The sequence below is a fragment of the Wolbachia endosymbiont (group A) of Volucella inflata genome (genome assembly GCF_947250665.1).
Lineage (GTDB): Bacteria > Pseudomonadota > Alphaproteobacteria > Rickettsiales > Anaplasmataceae > Wolbachia > Wolbachia pipientis.
This window is the reverse complement of sequence record NZ_OX366338.1, coordinates 39,388-60,345: the sequence shown is the minus strand read 5'-3', so window position 1 is coordinate 60,345 and position 20,958 is coordinate 39,388. Positions and strand designations below refer to the sequence as shown.

17 protein-coding genes, 1 tRNA gene and 2 pseudogenes are annotated in these 20,958 nt (G+C 34.8%); 7 read left to right on the top strand and 13 right to left on the bottom strand.

Going from position 1 to position 20,958, the window contains the following annotated elements; translation table 11 throughout:
* Positions 1–40: 40 nt before the first annotated feature.
* Complete coding sequence (gene polA / locus OOK85_RS00315) at positions 41–2,605, bottom strand: DNA polymerase I (RefSeq protein ID WP_264703302.1); 2,565 nt, start codon at positions 2,603–2,605, stop codon at positions 41–43.
* 578 nt (positions 2,606–3,183) lie between these two features.
* On the opposite strand from polA, the gene OOK85_RS00310 reads away from it, so the two are divergent.
* Positions 3,184–3,936 carry an IS5 family transposase gene (locus OOK85_RS00310; RefSeq protein WP_264702164.1) on the top strand — a complete coding sequence of 251 codons (753 nt, stop codon included), beginning with the start codon at positions 3,184–3,186 and terminating at the stop codon, positions 3,934–3,936.
* A gap of 104 nt (positions 3,937–4,040) precedes the next feature.
* Here the strand turns inward: OOK85_RS00310 and OOK85_RS00305 are convergent, their stop codons facing one another.
* The 10 genes and pseudogenes from OOK85_RS00305 to OOK85_RS00260 form a co-directional block, all read right to left on the bottom strand.
* Complete coding sequence (locus OOK85_RS00305) at positions 4,041–4,805, bottom strand: P44/Msp2 family outer membrane protein (protein ID WP_264703300.1); 765 nt, start codon at positions 4,803–4,805, stop codon at positions 4,041–4,043.
* A gap of 121 nt (positions 4,806–4,926) precedes the next feature.
* A complete protein-coding gene (locus OOK85_RS00300; RefSeq protein WP_264703298.1) occupies positions 4,927–6,936 on the bottom strand; it encodes a type IV secretory system conjugative DNA transfer family protein in 2,010 nt (669 codons plus the stop codon).
* 30 nt (positions 6,937–6,966) lie between these two features.
* Entirely contained in the window at positions 6,967–7,959 is a 993-nt protein-coding gene (gene virB11 / locus OOK85_RS00295; RefSeq protein WP_264703296.1) for a P-type DNA transfer ATPase VirB11, read from the bottom strand.
* 1 nt (position 7,960) lies between these two features.
* Entirely contained in the window at positions 7,961–9,475 is a 1,515-nt protein-coding gene (locus OOK85_RS00290; protein ID WP_264703294.1) for a TrbI/VirB10 family protein, read from the bottom strand.
* A gap of 16 nt (positions 9,476–9,491) precedes the next feature.
* Positions 9,492–9,755 (bottom strand): annotated as a pseudogene (locus OOK85_RS00285) (TrbG/VirB9 family P-type conjugative transfer protein); the annotation flags it as partial.
* Positions 9,756–9,766: 11 nt separating this feature from the next.
* Complete coding sequence (locus OOK85_RS00280) at positions 9,767–11,104, bottom strand: IS110 family RNA-guided transposase (RefSeq protein ID WP_264703292.1); 1,338 nt, start codon at positions 11,102–11,104, stop codon at positions 9,767–9,769.
* Positions 11,105–11,314: 210 nt separating this feature from the next.
* Positions 11,315–11,908: pseudogene (locus tag OOK85_RS00275) on the bottom strand (TrbG/VirB9 family P-type conjugative transfer protein); the annotation flags it as partial.
* Positions 11,895–12,575: a VirB8 family type IV secretion system protein gene (locus OOK85_RS00270; protein WP_264703288.1), complete on the bottom strand. Its 681-nt coding sequence runs from the start codon at positions 12,573–12,575 to the stop codon at positions 11,895–11,897. The gene OOK85_RS00270 and the pseudogene OOK85_RS00275, both read right to left, overlap by 14 nt.
* A 72-nt stretch (positions 12,576–12,647) precedes the next feature.
* Complete coding sequence (locus tag OOK85_RS00265) at positions 12,648–13,730, bottom strand: GTP cyclohydrolase II (protein ID WP_065094641.1); 1,083 nt, start codon at positions 13,728–13,730, stop codon at positions 12,648–12,650.
* A gap of 29 nt (positions 13,731–13,759) precedes the next feature.
* Positions 13,760–13,847 (bottom strand) — tRNA-Leu (locus OOK85_RS00260).
* Between the two features lie 190 nt (positions 13,848–14,037).
* On the opposite strand from OOK85_RS00260, the gene OOK85_RS00255 reads away from it, so the two are divergent.
* Positions 14,038–15,312 carry a metallophosphoesterase gene (locus tag OOK85_RS00255; protein WP_064125071.1) on the top strand — a complete coding sequence of 425 codons (1,275 nt, stop codon included), beginning with the start codon at positions 14,038–14,040 and terminating at the stop codon, positions 15,310–15,312.
* Positions 15,313–15,339: 27 nt separating this feature from the next.
* Here the strand turns inward: OOK85_RS00255 and dnaA are convergent, their stop codons facing one another.
* Positions 15,340–16,722 carry a chromosomal replication initiator protein DnaA gene (gene dnaA / locus OOK85_RS00250; RefSeq protein WP_010962298.1) on the bottom strand — a complete coding sequence of 461 codons (1,383 nt, stop codon included), beginning with the start codon at positions 16,720–16,722 and terminating at the stop codon, positions 15,340–15,342.
* A 326-nt stretch (positions 16,723–17,048) separates the two neighbouring features.
* Here dnaA and OOK85_RS00245 point away from each other — a divergent pair, with 326 nt between their 5' ends.
* The 3 genes from OOK85_RS00245 (at position 17,049) to OOK85_RS00235 (ending at position 19,619) form a co-directional block, all read left to right on the top strand.
* On the top strand, positions 17,049–17,786 hold the full coding sequence (locus OOK85_RS00245; RefSeq protein WP_264703281.1) for a type I glutamate--ammonia ligase: 738 nt from the start codon (positions 17,049–17,051) through the stop codon (positions 17,784–17,786).
* Positions 17,787–17,922: 136 nt separating this feature from the next.
* Entirely contained in the window at positions 17,923–18,675 is a 753-nt protein-coding gene (locus tag OOK85_RS00240) for an IS5 family transposase (RefSeq protein ID WP_264702263.1), read from the top strand.
* Positions 18,676–18,759: 84 nt separating this feature from the next.
* Positions 18,760–19,619 (top strand): IS630 family transposase gene (locus tag OOK85_RS00235; protein ID WP_264702431.1). Its coding sequence is split into 2 segments (ribosomal slippage): positions 18,760–19,084 and positions 19,084–19,619, totalling 861 coding nucleotides; the frame shifts between segments, so codons are not numbered across the junction.
* Positions 19,620–19,644: 25 nt separating this feature from the next.
* Here the strand turns inward: OOK85_RS00235 and OOK85_RS00230 are convergent.
* Positions 19,645–19,962 carry a baseplate hub domain-containing protein gene (locus OOK85_RS00230; RefSeq protein ID WP_264704100.1) on the bottom strand — a complete coding sequence of 106 codons (318 nt, stop codon included), beginning with the start codon at positions 19,960–19,962 and terminating at the stop codon, positions 19,645–19,647.
* 85 nt (positions 19,963–20,047) lie between these two features.
* On the opposite strand from OOK85_RS00230, the gene OOK85_RS00225 reads away from it, so the two are divergent.
* Together OOK85_RS00225 and OOK85_RS00220 are read left to right on the top strand one after the other, a co-directional pair.
* Positions 20,048–20,800 carry an IS5 family transposase gene (locus OOK85_RS00225; protein WP_264702259.1) on the top strand — a complete coding sequence of 251 codons (753 nt, stop codon included), beginning with the start codon at positions 20,048–20,050 and terminating at the stop codon, positions 20,798–20,800.
* Positions 20,788–20,922 carry a hypothetical protein gene (locus OOK85_RS00220; RefSeq protein WP_264703279.1) on the top strand — a complete coding sequence of 45 codons (135 nt, stop codon included), beginning with the start codon at positions 20,788–20,790 and terminating at the stop codon, positions 20,920–20,922. The genes OOK85_RS00225 and OOK85_RS00220 overlap by 13 nt, the downstream gene beginning before the upstream one ends.
* Positions 20,923–20,958 lie beyond the last annotated feature (36 nt).

The following is a 20,958-nucleotide window of genomic DNA, read 5'->3' as shown; positions in this document are numbered from 1 at the left end:
CTCACATTTACTATACTTTAATTGTAGCATATTTTTCATATTAATTCAAATAATCTATACTCTTAGAATCCGCCATGTTTAAGTCATAATTAAGAGCCCAGTTGTCGCCAACTTTTATTTCTACTTCAAGTGGTACAGAAATTTCTATTGCATTTTCCATTATATCTTTCATAAGTTCTGCCGTTTCTTGTACCTTTTCGTCCTCTACTTCAACCAGTAGTTCATCGTGAACTTGGAGGATTATTTTGCCTATTTTCAATTGATCAAAAAGCTGAATCATCGCACGTTTTATTATATCAGCAGCGGTTCCTTGCAGTGGTGCGTTTATTGCTGCCCTTTCTGCAAATTGTCTTACATAAGGAATTGTATTGTTTATGTCTCTTACAAAGCATCTTCTGCCAAATAAAGTTTCTACATAACCATGCAATCTTGCGATAGACACTGCTTTTTCCATATAGGCCTTTATTTCTGGGTAACAGGAAAAATAGTAATTAATGTATTCAGCAGCCTCTGCAATGGTAATTCCAAGCCGTTTTGCAAGGCCAAACGGACTAATGCCATATATAATTCCAAAATTGATGGATTTTGCTTTGCGTCTTAATTGCTCATCTATTTCTTGCACTCCAAAAACTTGCCTTGCGGTGATCTCATGAATATCTTGTCCGTTTGCAAAAGCTTCTTTAAATGCTGCAACGTTTGCAACGTGTGCCAAGAGTCTCAATTCTATTTGTGAATAGTCGGCAGAAATTATCTTATGTCCTTTTGGCGCAATAAATGCTTGTCTAATGAGATTTCCTTCTTCGCTTCTGATAGGAATATTCTGTAAATTAGGATTGCTGGAGCTCAGCCTTCCAGTTGCAGTTGCAGTCGTCGAAAAGTTTGTGTGTATCCTACCATCAATGGGATCAACTTGCTTTATTAGCGCATCAGTGTAGGTGCCTTTTAATTTACTTAAATGTCGCCAACTTAAAATTTTACCTGCAATTTCTACCCCTTCTTCTTCGAGTGCCTCTAGAACTTCATAATTGGTGCTATACGATCCAGACTTTGACTTCTTCTTTTTACTTAGCCCCATTTTATTAAATAAAATATCACTTAATTGTTTTGGTGACGCAATATTAAATCTTTCCTCTGCTAAGTTATATATCTCATCTTCAAGCACGGCAATTACCTGCTGAAATTTATCGGACAGCTCCTGTAATTTTTGTATGTCCAGTAGTATTCCATTTTTCTCCATATCAAATATTACTTTCATAAGTGGCTTATCGAAGCGCTCGTAAATTGTGAACAATTTTTCCTGAAATAACCTCTGCTTTAGCTTTTCATGAATTGCTATTAAAGTTTTTGCCGAGAAAATTTCTGCATTTTCACTCAAATTATGCGCAACTATGTTTGGAATACTGTGATCATGCTTTCCTGTATCCAAGCTATACGACATTATCATCAAATCATCAACTGAATCTAGCATCTTCTCTACTGCAGGGAAGATTTTCCTGATCTCTTTAATGTTATGTATTATTTTAAGCACCCCATTTGAGAGTAAAGTTGAGTTAATTGTAATGAGTGCATCTTGTATGCTGTCTTGCTCTATATAAAAAATATTACTTTCGCTATAAGATAGACTTAATACATTGTTTTCAAGGTGGTAATGAATTACAATTTTGCCTTCATATCTACAATGCTCCAAAAATTTCTCTAACTCTTCACTACTATATTCTGTTTTCTTTTCTCTGCTAGATCCATTATAAGAAAAAAGCTTTTCCATTTTACCTATTAAGGAATTGAATTCATACTTCTTTAAAAAGGATAATAATTTCTCCATATTTGGAGAATGGACCTCATATTTTGCAATATCATGTTGAAGATCTACTTTTTCACATAGTGATAAAAGTTCTCTTGAAATTAACGCTTTTTCCTTATGTTCGGTGAGAATATTACGAATCCTCATTTGCTCGATGTTATCAATGTTCTCTATAATATTATTCAATGAATCAAATTCATCTAGTAATTTAGCTGCAGTCTTCGGCCCTATTCCTGGAACACCTGGAATGTTGTCAGATGCATCACCAGTTAGAGAAAATAAATCAAGAAGCTTGTGTGAGTTTACACCAAATTTTTCTACTATTTGTTTTTCATCTATATATATATTTTTAATGGGGTCGAATATTAAAATATTGTGGTTCAAGAGTTGAAATAAATCTTTATCTGATGAAACGACTACCACTTTAAAGTCTTGGTGGTTGGCGTATTTTGCAGCTAGTGTTGCGATTATGTCATCTGCTTCATAACCTTCAATTTCTTCATAGCTGAGGTTAAAAGCTTCTACAGCTTCCCTCAGTATGGTGAACTGTGGAATTAGATCCTCAGGAGGCGTTACTCTGTTTGCTTTGTATTCAGGATATAAATTGTGCCTAAAATTCTTTTTCCCTGCATCAAGTGCTATAGTTAAGTAGTCCGAATGGGCAATGTACTTAAGAACCATATTCAGAAAGCCATATACACCACCTATTGGCATTCCTGTTGTGGTAATTAAGTGAGGTAGTACATAGTAAGCTCTGAAAAGAAAACCATAGCCATCGATGATTGTGAAAGTTTTTTCTTTCATTGTAGATATTTATGCGTGCTTTTGATGGTCCACTATTTAGCTGAGAAAATCAAGTTTTTGTTTTTCTGCTTTTGAGCGTTGTAAGAGATTTTACCGAAAATAGCATTCATGATGGGGATGTACACATATGTAATATCAAAACCTAGTAGAAGAAATTCATATTTTACCCAATCGAAGCGGGGAAATGTATTTCTCACCAGAATTCTGGATTAGAGATTAAAAAAAACAAGAATATCAATAGCTTATTGTTTTAGCATTTACGATAAAGCAGTAAGTATTTCAAGATTAGTTACTAATTGACCTTACCCAGAAAAAGTGGAGAGAAAGTTTGGAATGTTTTTTACAAAAAGAATGATGCATCAAATTGTTCTGGAATGCAATAGTTATAGCTCTTTTCATAATGGTCCAAACGGGTTAAAATAAGAGTTTATAGTAGTGAAGGTAAGTATGCCAGCAGCATATAGTTATGATTTAAGAAAAAAAGCAATGGAAGTGCTAGGCTCTGTGGACAAAAAATATGAAAAGAGAGAAAAAGATGGTAGTTTAGCCTAATAGGTAAAAAATGGAGAAACTACCATATGCAATATTACATCAAAGAGGAAAATTGGAAACAAATTTTAGAGTTCATAAAAAGCGTAAAAGGAATGCACAGCAAAGATGAAAAACGTTTAAGAATATTCATAGAGGCAGTGTGGTACATAGTGCGAAGTGGTTGCCAATGGAGACTTTTACCAAAAACTTATGGTAATTACAGGAGTATACATAAGCGATTTAAAAGATGGTGTGAAAGAGATGTCTGGAAAAAATTGCTTGAATATACTAAACAAGAGCCTGATTTAGAAGTTGCTATAATCGACGGTACGATCATCCGAGGCCATCCATGTTCATCTGGATATACAAAAAACTCCAAGGATCAAGAAGCTTTAGGGAGGAGCAAAGGTGGCTTTACAACTAAAATACATGCGCTTGTCGATGCACTTGGAAATCCACTTAAATTTACTCTGACTCCTGGTCAAAGAAATGAAATTACGCAGGCACAAGTGTTGACCGAAAGTATCTATAACTCTACTGTAGTAGCTGACAAGGGCTACGATAGCAATGCCTTTGTTACAAGTCTTGAAGACAAGGGATGTACAGTAGTTATTCCGCCAAAACGGAATCGAAAAGTGCAAAGGTATTACGATGAGCATATCTACAAAGAACGTCATTTGATTGAGTGTTTTTTTGGTAAAATTAAAAATTTTAGGCGCATTTTTTCCAGATTTGATAAAACTGCTGAGGTTTTTATGGGTTTTCTCAATTTTGTTGGAGCTCTTGTATGGCTTCTCTAAAATTTTGTCCACAGAGCCTAGGAAAAACATTCCTCTATTCACATCTTTTCGTCATGCTGTTGATTCTGCTTTTCTATGAACTTTCCGGACTATTATGAAAAGAGCTATACTTTGCTACTCGAGCTAGGATCAAGCTTCTTTTTTTTATCATTATTAGGGTCGTCTACCACTTGTCCTAACTCTTCTGCTGTAAGCTTAATATCGCCACCAATAGCACCAAAACCTCTATATCCGATATGCATATTTACATCTTCGTTTATGCGATAGTCAAAGCCAGCTTTTACTTGACCTGCGGGTCTTATTGACGGTTTTTCAAACATCGTCATTCTTGTTGCACCGACTCCAATACCAACGTAAGGAGAAAAAGAGAAACGGTCACTTTTCCAATGATGATAAACATTTGCCATTACAGATATGTTCTCAATTTGGTCATGACTAACTGCAGCACTATAGAGATAAGTTTCTTTATTAGCATTCTGACCAATGTCCTTTAGATATGAAACAGTTATTTGGCTACTTGTTAAACCAATATTATCCACTTTTACAGAAGAATACATCCCTTCCAATTCAGCCCTATAGCTGTTGTTACCCAATTCCCCTGTATAACCAAGTGCCACATTTGCAGCAAAAGGTGGATTATAATCTCCTTTATACTCACTTAGTGACTGACCTTTTGTGTTCTGAGCATCCCTGTCATTTATAGACAAATTTTTGATATCTGTAGTGCTTGTTTTTAGTTCACCCATGCCATTAAAAAATTGACCATAATACCCACTACCAAAGTAAAACCCTTCTGTTTCACTCGCAAAAGATTGTTGTGACAACAATAAAGCAAGTGCTGTAACCGCTAATGTTTTTTTACTAATCATTACTACTCCCCTAGTTAAAATAGCTAATCTAATACTAATTAATTAAAAATGGCTTAATATGAAAAACCTAATTATTTGCATAACTTGCACTTTTCTGAGCTAAAAATAGGCAAAGTTAACCTTACTTCTCGTCATTTTTTAATTTATCCTCATCTTCAAATTCATCCTCCTCTTCTTCGTCATCAAACCCATCATCGCTCTTTTCCTCATCATCAAACCCGTCATCATCATCTTCAAACTTATCGTCGATATCTTCATCATCAATATCTTCGTCTGCAAATTCATCTGATTCATCATATACTGCATCTTCTGTTTTAGTTTCAGCAGGATAATCAACTGAATTAGGCCCCTCAAGAGCATTATTCCCCTCGTTATTAACCTTCTCTTTGCTCGCAGCGGCAGAAAGAACTTTATTTGGGTCATATGGTTCTTGTGTAGGCACACGAGTTTGCTTGAGCAGCCTTCTTGTGAAGGTGGTATCACTGTAGTACAAAATTTTCTTTGATTTAATTGGGTAAGTCGACTCTATTAAAATTATCTGATCGTCACGTGGCAACATAATAACTTCTTGAGGCAATAGCAATGCTCTCTGTATTTCAGAGATATGTAATGACCTTGAAGCAGGATTTAAATCTAAAAATTTAGGCTTATTCAACGATTCTTGTTGTACAGTTTTGTTTCCTATAAGTTGCGATACTAAATTAGCTGTTTCAATATTATTGGCTGCAAAAGTTATTCTGTAAGTCGAGTTTGACAAAAAGGAGTTCATCCCTGCTTCTTCGTATATTCCTTTGAGCTGCTCAGTATCTTGAACAATTAAGAATAACCTAACTCGATAACCACGAAAATATGCAATACCTGTTTGAAATTGCTCCATTTTTCCAAGTGTAGGAAACTCATCCATTAAAAACAATACGCCATAAGGCTCGTCATCCGATGGCAATTTTCTACATAAAAACTCAGTTGCCTGTTGGTAAAAAACCTGCATTAAAGGCCTGAGCCTAGTCAAGTTGTCAGGAGTTAAACCAACATAAACTGTAATTTTCTTCTTTTTAAAATCTAGAATATTAAAATCACTCGACGCAGTTGCAGTATCAATCAATGGGTTTGCCCACAATTCAAGTGATGAGTTCATGGTTGATACAACACCTGACCTTTCTTTATCAGCTTTTTGTAAAAAAGCTGCAATATTCATATATGCTACAGGGTGTAGTATTTTACCCATTGTATCAAGAGCAACAGCAAGATTATAAACCACGTCATCACTACGCATCGTACGCACAACTTCACCAAAAGATTTAACTTTCTCTGGTGCAGCAAGTAAGTATAATACCACTCCAACAAATAAGCTTCTTGCTTCATTCTGCCAAAATTCTTGTTCAGGCATGATTAGGTTAGCTATTTTCTGCACATCGTCAACCATCTGCCCAGGTTTTTCACTAATCCATTGTAATGGATTGTAACAGTGACTTATTCCATCTGGCTGCGCTGGATTCCATACGTATACTTTTTGTCCTTGTCGTTCTCGCCAACCACTTGTTATTTCATAGTTTTCTAATTTTATGTCGTGTACAATTACCGAGTCAGTCCAAAATAATAAATTAGGAATTACAAAGCCAACACCCTTACCAGAACCTGTAGGTGCAAATAACAATGCATGCTGAAACCCATCAGAAATGAAGTATCCTCTTTTATCTTTACCAAGCAATAATCCCTTTTTGCTTCTTAATCCTGCTTTTCGTATGTCTTTCTCTGATGCCCACTGCGAATCTCCATGAAGTGATTCTCTCTTTTTAAATGGTCGCCACTCAATTATCCTTTCTCTTAAATTCCATAAGATAATCATTAAAACAATGATAGGCAGTGCAGAAGATATAATTAATGTGATTTTGAGCTCAAGGCTATATAACTCTGGATGATGCCAACAATATTGTATATGATCAAAAATCGTTGGCCAAAGAGCTTGAGGGAAAGGCGTCAAACTAGGATTAATTGCCTTAAAATCCACAGCATCCGGACCATCAGCAAACAGAACAAACAATATACCAGATAGATAGAAGCAAAACTCAAGTACGCTAAAAGCTACTATACCTCCTATGAGAATATTACGTAGGTGATTTCCATTACTCATAAACTACTCTTCCTTAACTTATGTATAAATTTAAGCATTTTCGCTCGCAGATCTAGTAAATAATATCTCAGAAATGCTTCTTTTGCCCCCACCGGTTCTTTTTAGCTGAATAACAATATCAATCACATTTCTAATGTATGGTATAATTTGGTCTGGAGGAATGCCAAGATTTGCCTGCATAACCATCAATTTTATTTGCTCAAGGGCCATTGTTGGACTATCCGCATGAAGGGTTGATATTGATCCAGGGTGACCAGTATTTATCGCCCTAAGAAAACTAAAAGCTTCCGCTCCACGGAGCTCACCAACTATTATTCTGTCTGGCCTTAAACGTAAGCACGCTTCTATCAAATCTTGAGTGGTTACTTTTGCTCTGCCCTGCCCTCCTTTAGAGGCAATTAGATGGACTTTATTGGGATGATCGTTCAAAACGATTTCCCTTGCATCCTCAACAGTAATAATTCTTTCCTCAGCTGGAATAGCACGCAAAGTAGCATTAGTAAAAGTAGTCTTACCAGTGGAAGTTCCACCACTAATTATAATATTTTTCTTACTTATTACAGCGTATTCTAAAAACTCTTTTATTTTTTTTTGCCTTAACAGTAAATCCAAATGACGGTCAACTGGATTATCAGTTGCTTCTGTAACAGTTTCAGAAAAAGCCCCCATTTTTTCGTAATCATCGAGTGCTAATTGCATGCTAGAAGGCTTACGAATCGACATGACTACTTTATCAGGTTCACATACTGGCGGAAATACTATCTGTATACGGTAACCATTTGGTAATGTTGCCGAAAGTAACGGCGCTTCTTCGCTAAGTTTTTGTTCTGTAGCTTGAGCAATCAGTCTGCCAAGAGATTTCAAATGATTAAGATCGAATACTTCTAATTTTTCACACCTTATTTCACCACGATTTTCAATCCATACTTCCTTTGGCTTATTTATTGATATTTCATTTACGCCTTCTTCTTGAAATATGCCTTGTAATGGCTCCAAATATGTATCAAGTGCAGCATAGTTCATTTCATTGATTTAATATTGCCTGTGGAGGAAATACTATATCTTGGTTAACAAATACTTTCAATGCAGTGCCTTGATCAACATAAATAGTTGGTTTTTTATCTGTATATCTGCCCACTACATCTCGCATATCTTTAGAAAAATCCTCGATTGATTTCCCAATTGCTTCATCATAAACAGACTTGCTTCTTTTCTGAGTTTGCCTCAACAGTTGACGTACATCGTTTAAAGTTATACCAATATTGTCACTAGTAATTGCATCAACTTCACTAGCTCCAGAACTTTTTATCATACTTACTATTTCTTTCTTTATTATTCTCAGTAAATCCTGATCACTTTTAGCATTCCGAATTTCTTCAATAGCTTTAAGGCCCAATTTCCATTTTTCGTCTCCTATACTCTCAACTCCAGCTTTTATAGCACCCTCCAATCTCTCAACAATAGCCCCTTTGAGAGAAGAAATATCTATTTCAGTTGCAGTGATAGACTTCACTGCATCCATGGCAGTTAGCGCATCAATAAGATTAGAAGCCTTTTGCCCTATAACAGCCGAACCAATCGAAACACCAGCAAGTGTCACTGAAGAGAATAACGCACTTACTATTTTGTTATCAACTATTCCTGCTATCCCTGCTCTACCAAGCTCGTCAGTACCAAGTGATGAGATTGCAATATCTATTCCATGTGGCAGAATCACTCTATTCCAGTTTATATTTACACGAGATTTAGCAACATTCGAGTCAAATGAATAACTGCCTATCAATCTTGAGCCTTTAGGTATTAAAACTGTATCACCAGTTTCTGCATAAACATCTCTACTCACCATAGCACGCAGCATTCCTTGCAGATCAGAGTTTATTGCAGTTTCAAGGACAGCATCAATAATTTTACCTTGAGTAATCATTAAACCAAGCTTTCCTACCCTGGTAGCTTTGCTCGATTGTGCTGAAGTGTCGGATAAAATAGCATCAGCAGCCTTGTTCTCTCCACTATCACCTGAAATTGTTAACATTTGTGCACTACGTCTGTCTCTAGGATAACCGCCACCCCCTATTGTAGGAAATGAGGTAGGTAAATTGCCCATAACATTACTAGAAGGAAAATTTTGCTTTGGCAAAATAGGTATATTTGACACAGGAGTTTCTTTTGGTTTCTCTTCTTCTTTTTTCATCACTTCTTCTTTTCTAATTTGTTTTATTTCTGGTATGATTAGTGGTGTAGGAAGAGGAGGTAAGGGTGGTAAGGGATCAGTTATTATTCTTTCAGGAACCATTACATTATCTGGAACTTGCTCCAACTTTCCTTTCAATTCTTGAACGTTTTGCTTTGTTTCCTCTTTTTTAATAACTTCTGAACCCTCTTTAGGAGAAGGACTAAAATAGAGATAATACACTCCACCAGCCAGAAGCACTAAAATAATGACCATCAATGCCCTATGACCTTGATTAGAGCCAACTGTTACTACCTTATTCTCTATTTCTGATTCATCTTCTGAATTGTTACGCCTTTCTTTATTCATATTGCATGTACCACAGCTAAAGTGACCTATTTATAATTTCAACTTCACCATCTTCATAACGCATAAATAGCTTTTTATGTACTCCTTTTATTATAACATAATCATCAAATAACAGCCTTTTACAAGGTTTATCCTCCCCTTCTACAAAAATCTGAGGTATTTTATTATTATTTCTAAATTTTAAATAGGTTAAATAACCATCATCAAATAACTCAATCGGAACTATATCCGCATTACCACCTTCATCAATATATGTATAATTGTACTTCGTATCATTTTCTCCTAAGAAACTCACTCAACTAACTCTTCTTGTTGAACTAATATGTAGCCAAATTCGCTCGCTTTTTTGATCAAATTTTTTACAGTTCTATCTTTATAGCGTGTTTCATAGTATTCCATTCCTTTTTCTACATATTCCTGTCCGTATTTGAGCATACTATAAAATATGCATGCCATTTTTCTTGCAGTAGCTGTTATTGCTTTTGGTGCTCCTAGTCGTTTTTTCAATCTTCTGTAGTATGCACCCAACGCACTTTTACTATTTCCTACAGAATGAGCAGCTATTCGCAAAGCATTTGCAGCACGGTTAATGACTTTACGTGTTCTTGTGTTAAACACTTTTTCCCCTGTAACTTTATTAGCAGGACTGAGTCCCAACCACGATGAAAAGTGCTTTTCTGTTGGCCATTTACTATGGTTTATACCAACTTCTGAAACTATGGTTTGTATACTTAATACATCAAATCCAGGAATTTTAGTGAAATCCATACCAGTTATTCGGTGCAGTTCCTCATACAAAGCAAAGCTTGGCTTACTTTTGCTATTTTTATTCTTTTGCTTACTTAGCTGTTTGCTTTCACAAGACTTTGTTTCAAACGTTTTATAATAGGCTTCAATATTTCTATCACATTCTGCTATTTTTTCTTGATAAATATTATATAGTTCAAATTCTTGCTTTAGCGTGAATAAGTGTTCCTCTCTATAGTCACCAGCTAACGCTTTTGCAATAGTAGACTGATCATTTTTTATTCGTGCATCCCTGAATTTAGCCAATTTCTCAGGATCTCTTTCGCCTTCAATTATAGCTTCAATGATTTTCATACCAGTTATCCCAGTAATATGACTAATAACCTTGTGTAATTGTATATTCATTTGAATTAATGCCTTCTGCATACGCAGAATATGTGTAGATGCACTTTCAGTGAGATTTTTGCGTTGCCGCACGTAACTGCGCAATACACACATCTGATTATCTGGCCTAAACGATCCATGAAGCAGTCCGTAGCTATGCAGTTGTTGGAGCCATTGGCAATCTTGAACGTCAGACTTCCTACCAGGTACATTCTTTACATGCCGTGCATTTACCAATCTTACCTCGAATTTGTATGACTCAAGTATTTGAAATAAAGGAATCCAATATACTCCTGTTGATTCCATAGCTACTGTTGTAACTTTACACTTTTTCAACCACTGTGCTAAGTTATGAAGGTCTTCAGTAAAGCAGCCAAATTTCTGAACGCGTTGTTCATCTCTTCCTTCAGGTACACACACATAGTGTACAGCTGAACCAATGTCTATTCCTGCTGCATTAGGATTCACTATTTCTAATTTACTTTTTACTTTTTTCATGGTAACTCCTACATATAATTTGTAATAGGGAAACGCTTCAGCTTGGAACGGTTGATAGTACAATCTCCTAACCGAGGTAGTCTAAATGACTCCATCAATGATTTGACCGTTCCTTCCAAAACCATCCTTGCATACGGGCACTTAGGCACCATTGAAAATGTCGGTCATAACTGCAGAGGCGCTTCCTGTACAACTATACTTGAAAACTACTAAAAACTTAAATTTGTGTGTTTCTTTCTGATTTGACAGATTTCGTCTGTTCGATGCTTGTATTATTTTTTCTAGCTTGTCTGTAGTATATTGCATTTGAGTAGGTAAAGAAACCTCATCTAAATCAACATCAAATTCACCTTCTTCTTGAGGATAATAAAAACGTACTACGTAAGATATATCCTTTTCAGCAGAATAATCGTGATCCACTTTCTTAGCATCAGTATCCGGGTATTTATCGTAGTTTGGCCTTGAGATTAAATCAAAAATGTAATTTCTTTTTTTAGTTGTCATAATAATCATGTTAGTGCGACTACTAACTTCAAATGGCATGATAAGCAATTTATTGTCATAAGGATTAATTTTCCAACTTGATGCATCACCAACAGCGATATTTTTAACTTTTTCTCCTTCCGCAAATTCAATATAAGAATAGTAACCCTGACTAAAAACCACCGTAAATACTTCATTAGGGCTATACACAAAAGTCTTTATTCTACTATCTACAGAAATAGGCTCATTATAATTAATGGATGCGTTTAAATTGCCACTGACAAGTAAAGCTAAAACTAATAATATCCTATACATATTCATCATCTACTCTATATGAAATAACTTGAAATCCTAATGGGTTAATATATCTTTGCTGATCATCCATTTCAAGCGATGCATACCTATATGACATAATAACTATCTTGTTTTTTCTTGTGAAACTTCCATCTTTCCGTGTAAATTCCACAAAAAATCTCACCTGAAGAGCATCGTTACCCAATTTTTGAATTGAGCGAATTTTAAATTCACTTTTGGTATCTGAATATAAATTAAAAAGATCATCCATATTCTGCGATCCTATATAATTTCTAAATTCATTATACACATTAGGTGAGGAAAACAACCTCACCTTTGTATAATAGTTATAATTATAATGATATGGATCAAAAACCTCCCTTGCTTTTATATACTCTGAAATAAAATAATCGTTTAGCGCTTCATCTGCAGAATACTCTTTTACTGTGACAGGATCAACCAATTGCACTATTCCTGATTTCTTGTCAATTTCTATAACAAATGGCTCAATAGTGCTACTTGTGCTAATTTTAAATATGACTAATATGCTGATAGAGATCGTTGCTAATAATATTAATGCAAATAAAAGTAGAATATTTCTTTGAGCAATAACTGTGCTGTAGCGGTTTGAATTCCAATTTATATCCTTATCTAAGGATTCAGTATTTTTTTCTCGTTTAAAAAATCTTAGCATTTTAGTATTCCTAAAAATCTTAACTTATGTTAATAAACATAGCAAATTAACAAAGTAGTTACAGCAAAAAAGCTAAAAAACTCTTAATCTATGGCCTAATTTACCAAATTTTGTCTCCATATATGAATCGTTATATTTATTACGTTCCACAATAAGTGGTAGACACTTTGTAACTCCTATACCACTACTTTCCAATTCTGACAATTTTCTATCATTGTTTGTAAGTAATTGGATTTTGTTAATGTTCAATTTCTTAAGCATTTTAGCTGCAACAGCAAAACTCCTTTCATCATCTTCAAAACCCAATGTTCTATTTGCATCAACAGTATCAAGATTATGTCCTCTTTGCATACTGTACGCTCTTAACTTATTAGTTAAACCAATGCCCCTTCCATCTTGCATCAAATACAATATAATACCACTTCCAGAGTCAGCTATCATTTGAATTGCTTGATGTAACTGACTTCTGCAATCGCATGACAAGCTATCTAACAAGTCACCCGTATAACACGAAGAATGAATTCTTACTAATGGTTCGCCATCTTTATCTGGATTGCCAATGATAATTGCATGATGTTCTCTTCCACCACTTTCGGTTCTATAAGATATGATATTTACTTCTTGAGTCTGTTTTAAAAATAATGATGTTTTGCACACTTCATATACATCCTGATTTTCTTGAAAATTATTTATGAATGACGTGTCCAGTGCAATAACGTCATTTTTCTCGCACCAATTTCGCATTTCATGATTATTCTCAAAAGTCATATCAGCCACTAACGCATATGGCAATAATTCTGAGAACTTAAGCAAGGCAATAGCACATTCATCTATTGTCTTTGAGCATTGCAACTCTTTTATGCAATCTTCCTTTGAACAGTTTATTAAATGGAGCAGTTCATCAAAATTATTCACCAACAGACGTTTGCTGTTATGTTCTTTATTCTGAGATATGTATTTTACCTTACTTGAAGTTAAAGTAACATATACATTGCTTGATATAAGCTTGTATTGATTAAATAAATCTCTTTCTAAAGCCTCAGCAGCAGCAAACAATAGGTAATTACTTTCATCATATATTACAATTGGCCGACCGCGCCTGATTTCGCTGATAGCTCTTTCTACCTTATTGCTACTCTGATTTCCTATAAACATTTTTACCCATATTAAACAGCGATAAAAACTGGTGCGGCCGAGAAGACTTGAACTTCCAAGGCCTTATGAGCCACAGCGACCTCAACGCTGCGTGTCTACCAATTCCACCACGGCCGCACTATATTCTAGTTTTTATATAATTATTTTAAATTACTTAATCATTTTAGAATTTTTCATCTAGAGTGTCAATCTGATACTAGAATAATTTAGAAATTGTTTGTATAATTTGATTATGAATTTTGTGATTATAAATTTTAATCATTTAAGATAACCTTACTACTAATTTTTAACTTAGGTTTTTATACAAATGAATATAGCTAATATCTTTATTTTTTTAGCTCTCTCTCTTATAACTAGCTTTCATTTCGTCCATGCACAAATATTATACACATGGTCTCAAGTTATCCCAGAAAATAAACTAAGCATACGCGCAATTACGGACAATGACATGTGTCCCATTGTTTATGTTGATGGCGAGGAAACAGAAATGCTGAATCGCAGCTCAATTAACAATGGTGATCATAACGAAACAGTTTGTGAACTGACAGTACAAACAAGTGCCAAAAACATTAGTATTGAGGATCTACGGGTTCCTATATTACCAAAAAAGGTTAATAAAATTGCTTTCATTGGTGACACGGGCTGTAGAATAAATATGTTATTTCAGCAGGAATGTAATTCGGTAGATAGCTGGCCTTTAAAAAAAAATTTAGATTCAATCGCCCTTCATAAACCAGATTTAATTATCCATGTTGGTGATTATCATTATAGACAAACAAAATGTAGAAATACAAAAAAGTGTGGCGATATTTATGGATATAATAAAGAAGTTTGGTACGCTGATTGGTTTGAGCCTGCAAAGGATATTTTATCACAATCCCCTTTCCTTTTTGTTCGTGGAAACCATGAGAGTTGTGATAGAGCTTATGAAGGATGGTTCAGGTATCTAGATTCATACCCCTTTTCGTCTGAAAAATGTGGAAACTTCGTTTCTAGTTGGTCCTTAGATGCTGGACCGATGAAATTTTTTATCTTCGACTCTTCATCCGGTGAGGATATTTTTACAACCCAAAGCACAATTGATGCTTTTGAGAGGCAATTTGATAAATTGATACAAAATAGTTCTGACAAGCCCATGTGGTTTTTAACTCATAAACCGCTTTGGAGATCTCCAAAAAAAGAATTTTTGACATTAAAAAGCCATGGTAATCTTACACAAATCGAAGCTTTTGGAGATAAATTTCCAAGCAATGTTACTACCATAGTTTCTGGCCACATTCATATAGCCCAGATTTTATTAATGGATAATGTTCCAGACCAAATTATAGTTGGAAACGGTGGTGCATCATTACACGCTCAAGATCAAGAATCTGTTTATCAAAATGTAGAATTTGACTATTCAAATGGTAAAAACTACTTAGCACACGAGGTTAGAAACTTTTTTGGCTTTGGCTTTGCAATACTAAATTTAGATGATCACGAATTTACCTTCTATAATCAACACAATAAGGAAATGTATTCTGCGAAGCTAACAGAAGATTTTAAACTTAAACGGATTAAAACTATAGTCGATTCATTTTAGGATTTGTTATTAGCTATTTCAAAAACGCTACTTAAACATTTTTTTTAATCGATTGATTTCATCAGCAAATTTTGAGTCGGTCTTTATAAAATTTTCTACTTGTTTTACTGCATGTATAACAGTAGCATGGTCTCTGCCACCAAAGTTTCTCCCAATATCTGGTAGGCTTTTTTGCGTAAATTTTTTGGCAAAATACATAGCTATTTGTCTTGGCCTTGCAAGACTGCGAAGCCTTCTATTGGATTGCATATCTGCAACCTTTATATTGAAAAATTCAGCTACTTTCTTTTGTATTTCTTCTATTGTGACTGACCTATGATTTGACCTAAGAAGATCGATTAGGGTTTCACTAGCTGATTCTACCGTCATACTTCTTCCAATTAATGAGGTATGGGTAACCTTATTTAATGCTCCTTCTAATTCTCTTATATTAGATTTTATGTTCCTTGCTAAAAACTCTAGGACATCTTTCGGAACATACATATTCATCTGCTCCACTTTTGCCTGCAATATACCAAGCCTTAATTCAAAAGTTGTTTCATTAATATCTGCCACCAACCCCCAACCGAGTCGTGATTTTATTCTTTCTTCCACTCCATCAAGATCACTAGGAGACCTATCAGCTGATATAACCAATTGTTTATTTTGGTCTATCAATGCATTGAAAGTGTGAAAAAATTCTTCTTGTGTACTATCTTTACCACTGATAAATTGCACATCATCTACCATCAATACATCTACTGATCTAAATTGCTCTTTAAATAACATAATATCTTTGCTTCGCAGCGCTGTAATATATTGGTACATGAATTTCTCTGCTGATAAATACACCACTTTTCTTTTTGCTGATGGGGAATTAACTATGTGCCAAGCTATAGCATGCATTAGATGTGTTTTACCAAGTCCCACTCCACCATATAGAAACAAAGGATTGCTGCCTAATATTGGATCTATAGATTCTGCCACACGCTTTGCCGCCGTAAATGCTAATTCATTTGGCTTTCCCACTACAAAATTATCAAAGGTGAACCTTGGATCCAGCGGCGAACCAAGATTATGATTACTTTCCTCTCTGTTTTTTAGTATAACATTAAAATTTGAATTCCTCTCCTCAATTACTTGAATATCAATAGAACGTATACTTTTATCTTCGCTTTGCCATAATGATAATATTTTTTTCATGTAATGAACTGTAATCCACTCTTTTATAAACCTTGTTGACACGGATAAAAGAACTTCCCCATTTCTGCTACTGACAAATTTTAGTGAACTCAGCCAGCTATTATATGTTGCTTCTCCATAAAGATTATAAAGACAATTTTGGATTTTTTCCCAAGTAACATTGTGATCCGTTACTGTAATAATCTGATCAAAAAACATAGTAGAAACCTTAGGGCTAGTTAAGTTCATATACCACACCAAGAAAAAAGCAATAATTAGAAAAATATAAGATAATCAATAGCTTACTGCAAAATGAAAAGCTAATACTACTTAATACATACTAAAAATTATGGTGATTTTTTGATGGGTTGTAAAGGGTATAAAAACATTAAAATTGATCATTTTTATTTCAAAAAAATGAAAAATTTGTAAATGTCGCTTGTATCGAGGATTAGAAGCATGCTATTAAAAACAGTAATACATTATGTATAAATAAGATGTTAAATTTACTGGCAAATAAGTAAAGTATTCATATAAATATAGCTAACCTAATATAGATTTACTGAAGCAAATTTATGATTATATTAAGTAATTTGAGTTGTTATGCTGTATTCGGTATTGAACTAGAGTTTTACATTGAAGGAATAGAAAAAGAATACTTATTTCTGAATAGCATCAAAAATAAAATAGCATCTCTTGAATTTTCTTGCGAGAAGGAGAATTCTACACATCAGTATGAGATAAAAAGTGGTTGTTATACGAACTCCGACAATTTAATTAAGCATTTTGAGTTAGCAAAACAATCACTTACTGAAACAGCACAAAAACTAGGTGGGAATGTTTCTTTTAAAGCAAAGCCCTATTTGGATAGAGCAGGCAGTGCATTAAATGTGCATGTTAATCTCGTGAATTCAAATAACGATAACTTATTTTATATCAATGAGCAAAAGTACAGTGACTATCTGATTCACAGTATTGGAGGATTATGTGCAATGATGAAAAAACATATGTTGTTTTTTGCTCCAAATGATGATTCATATTTAAGATTTCAGTACCCGGATATTCACACTCCAACTACGATTAGTTGGGGGGTAAATAACAGAACTGCTGCGATAAGAATTCCCTATTTTGGCAACGATTCGAAAAGATGCCGCCTAGAGCACCGTGTTCCTGGAGCAGACTGTAACCTTGAAAAAGTACTCACAGCAATAATTGAAGGTATAGTTTTTGGTATAGAGAACAAAATTGCTCCGCCAAATAGAGTGTATGGCATTGCATCTGATTCTCAATATGAGATGGAGAGTTTGATATAGCAACTACATGTTAAACCCTGACCCGTTAAACCCCTTTTGGGCAGCTGGCTGTTCTAGGCTCTGTGGACAAAAAATATGAAAAGAGAGAAAAAGATGGTAGTTTAGCCTAATAGGTAAAAAATGGAGAAACTACCATATGCAATATTACATCAAAGAGGAAAATTGGAAACAAATTTTAGAGTTCATAAAAAGCGTAAAAGGAATGCACAGCAAAAATGAAAAACGTTTAAGAATATTCATAGAGGCAGTGTGGTACATAGTGCGAAGTGGTTGCCAATGGAGACTTTTACCAAAAACTTATGGTAATTACAGGAGTATACATAAGCGATTTAAAAGATGGTGTGAAAGAGATGTCTGGAAAAAATTGCTTGAATATACTAAACAAGAGCCTGATTTAGAAGTTGCTATAATCGACGGTACGATCATCCGAGCCCATCCATGTTCATCTGGATATACAAAAAACTCCAAGGATCAAGAAGCTTTAGGGAGGAGCAAAGGTGGCTTTACAACTAAAATACATGCGCTTGTCGATGCACTTGGAAATCCACTTAAATTTACTCTGACTCCTGGTCAAAGAAATGAAATTACGCAGGCACAAGTGTTGACCGAAAGTATCTATAACTCTACTGTAGTAGCTGACAAGGGCTACGATAGCAATGCCTTTGTTACAAGTCTTGAAGACAAGGGATGTACAGTAGTTATTCCGCCAAAACGGAATCGAAAAGTGCAAAGGTATTACGATGAGCATATCTACAAAGAACGTCATTTGATTGAGTGTTTTTTTGGTAAAATTAAAAATTTTAGGCGCATTTTTTCCAGATTTGATAAAACTGCTGAGGTTTTTATGGGTTTTCTCAATTTTGTTGGAGCTCTTGTATGGCTTCTCTAAAATTTTGTCCACAGAGCCTAGTATAGCTCTTTTCATAATGGTCCAAACGGGTTAAAATAAGAGTTTATAGTAGTGAAGGTAAGTATGCCAGCAGCATATAGTTATGATTTAAGAAAAAAAGCAATGGAAGTGCTAGACGAAGGGGAAAGCAGAGAAACGGTAGCAGCAAGATTTAAAATTGGAAGAACTACATTATGGGAGTGGCAGCAAAGAAAAAAAGAAACAGGAGATTTTCAGTCGAAAAAACTTGGAAATGGAGGTTATAATCACAAAATTACCGACTGGAATAAATTTACTGAATTTGCCAAAAAACATGGTGGAAAAACTCTATCGGAAATGGCTAAGCTTTGGAGTAATGTTAGTATCCCAACGATTCATCGAGCTCTTAAAAAAATTGGACTCACACGCAAAAAAAGACATATGGATACAAAGAAAGGAATGAAGAAAAACGTGCTGAATTTTTGAAAATTATAGCAACAAAAGAACCTCAAAACTTAGTATATATAGATGAATCTGGTATTGATAATACCGAAGACTATCCCTATGGATATTCTCAGAAAGGACAGCGGTTTTATGCTCTAAAATCTGGTAAAAAAATTCAACGAATCAGTATGATTGCAGCCTTAAACGGCAGAAAAATAGTTGTTCCGTTAACATTTGAAGGCCACTGTAATATGGATATCTTTAATAAATGGTTTGAGCAGTTCCTAACACCGATTTTGGAACCTGGACAAACTGTTATCCTTGATAATGCTACTTTTCATAAGTCTAATAAGATTACTGAACTTGCTAAAGGAGTTGGTGCAGAAATTTTATATCTACCGCCTTATTCTCCCGATTTTAACAAAATTGAGCATCATTGGTTTGCTATAAAAAACAGAGCTAGGAAAAACATTCCTCTATTCACATCTTTTCGTCATGCTGTTGATTCTGCTTTTCTATGAACTTTCCGGACTATTATGAAAAGAGCTATACTTTAGTGATTGTACTTATTTTACTAAATTTTTTAGTATCGGCTTTACATTTATCATCGCAAAATTGTGCTCTGCATGCAGGAGAGTATAATTCTGCTATGCTTCTCTCAAGCTTTGCTGAGAGCCCTCTAATTTCAACAATAAATCTTCCACTACTTAATGTCACTTTACCAAAAGTTCCTGAATGTAGATTCATTGTCCCCTGGGTCAAGTCTTTATAATTCACAAGAAATATCTCAATATTTGCAAAGTCGTACTTTCCTGATAAAACATCTTTTTCTTTAATATCACCACTATTTAATATCCCTTCAATTTCTAGGCTCTGTGGACAAAAAATATGAAAAGAGAGAAAAAGATGGTAGTTTAGCCTAATAGGTAAAAAATGGAGAAACTACCATATGCAATATTACATCAAAGAGGAAAATTGGAAACAAATTTTAGAGTTCATAAAAAGCGTAAAAGGAATGCACAGCAAAGATGAAAAACGTTTGAGAATATTCATAGAGGCAGTGTGGTACATAGTGCGAAGTGGTTGCCAATGGAGACTTTTACCAAAAACTTATGGTAATTACAGGAGTATACATAAGCGATTTAAAAGATGGTGTGAAAGAGATGTCTGGAAAAAATTGCTTGAATATACTAAACAAGAGCCTGATTTAGAAGTTGCTATAATCGACGGTACGATCATCCGAGCCCATCCATGTTCATCTGGATATACAAAAAACTCCAAGGATCAAGAAGCTTTAGGGAGGAGCAAAGGTGGCTTTACAACTAAAATACATGCGCTTGTCGATGCACTTGGAAATCCACTTAAATTTACTCTGACTCCTGGTCAAAGAAATGAAATTACGCAGGCACAAGTGTTGACCGAAAGTATCTATAACTCTACTGTAGTAGCTGACAAGGGCTACGATAGCAATGCCTTTGTTACAAGTCTTGAAGACAAGGGATGTACAGTAGTTATTCCGCCAAAACGGAATCGAAAAGTGCAAAGGTATTACGATGAGCATATCTACAAAGAACGTCATTTGATTGAGTGTTTTTTTGGTAAAATTAAAAATTTTAGGCGCATTTTTTCCAGATTTGATAAAACTGCTGAGGTTTTTATGGGTTTTCTCAATTTTGTTGGAGCTCTTGTATGGCTTCTCTAAAATTTTGTCCACAGAGCCTAGACGAAGGAGAAGGCAGAGAAGCAGTGGCAGCAAGATTTAAGATTGGACGAACTACTTTATGGGAGTGGCAGCACTGTAGGCTTGACCATAAATTATGTTAAGATAGAAAATGACTATTTTAGATAGAGCTTGATGTA

Excerpts from the sequence above, each read along its gene's own strand:
- polA (WP_264703302.1), bottom strand. The coding sequence starts at position 2,605 with ATGAAAGAAAAAACTTTCACAATCATCGATGGCTATGGTTTTCTTTTC.
- OOK85_RS00310 (WP_264702164.1), top strand. The coding sequence starts at position 3,184 with ATGCAATATTACATCAAAGAGGAAAATTGGAAACAAATTTTAGAGTTC.
- OOK85_RS00305 (WP_264703300.1), bottom strand. The coding sequence starts at position 4,805 with ATGATTAGTAAAAAAACATTAGCGGTTACAGCACTTGCTTTATTGTTG.
- OOK85_RS00300 (WP_264703298.1), bottom strand. The coding sequence starts at position 6,936 with ATGAGTAATGGAAATCACCTACGTAATATTCTCATAGGAGGTATAGTA.
- virB11 (WP_264703296.1), bottom strand. The coding sequence starts at position 7,959 with ATGAACTATGCTGCACTTGATACATATTTGGAGCCATTACAAGGCATA.
- OOK85_RS00290 (WP_264703294.1), bottom strand. The coding sequence starts at position 9,475 with ATGAATAAAGAAAGGCGTAACAATTCAGAAGATGAATCAGAAATAGAG.
- OOK85_RS00280 (WP_264703292.1), bottom strand. The coding sequence starts at position 11,104 with ATGAAAAAAGTAAAAAGTAAATTAGAAATAGTGAATCCTAATGCAGCA.
- OOK85_RS00270 (WP_264703288.1), bottom strand. The coding sequence starts at position 12,575 with ATGCTAAGATTTTTTAAACGAGAAAAAAATACTGAATCCTTAGATAAG.
- OOK85_RS00265 (WP_065094641.1), bottom strand. The coding sequence starts at position 13,730 with ATGTTTATAGGAAATCAGAGTAGCAATAAGGTAGAAAGAGCTATCAGC.
- OOK85_RS00255 (WP_064125071.1), top strand. The coding sequence starts at position 14,038 with ATGAATATAGCTAATATCTTTATTTTTTTAGCTCTCTCTCTTATAACT.
- dnaA (WP_010962298.1), bottom strand. The coding sequence starts at position 16,722 with ATGAACTTAACTAGCCCTAAGGTTTCTACTATGTTTTTTGATCAGATT.
- OOK85_RS00245 (WP_264703281.1), top strand. The coding sequence starts at position 17,049 with ATGATTATATTAAGTAATTTGAGTTGTTATGCTGTATTCGGTATTGAA.
- OOK85_RS00240 (WP_264702263.1), top strand. The coding sequence starts at position 17,923 with ATGCAATATTACATCAAAGAGGAAAATTGGAAACAAATTTTAGAGTTC.
- OOK85_RS00225 (WP_264702259.1), top strand. The coding sequence starts at position 20,048 with ATGCAATATTACATCAAAGAGGAAAATTGGAAACAAATTTTAGAGTTC.
- OOK85_RS00220 (WP_264703279.1), top strand. The coding sequence starts at position 20,788 with ATGGCTTCTCTAAAATTTTGTCCACAGAGCCTAGACGAAGGAGAAGGC.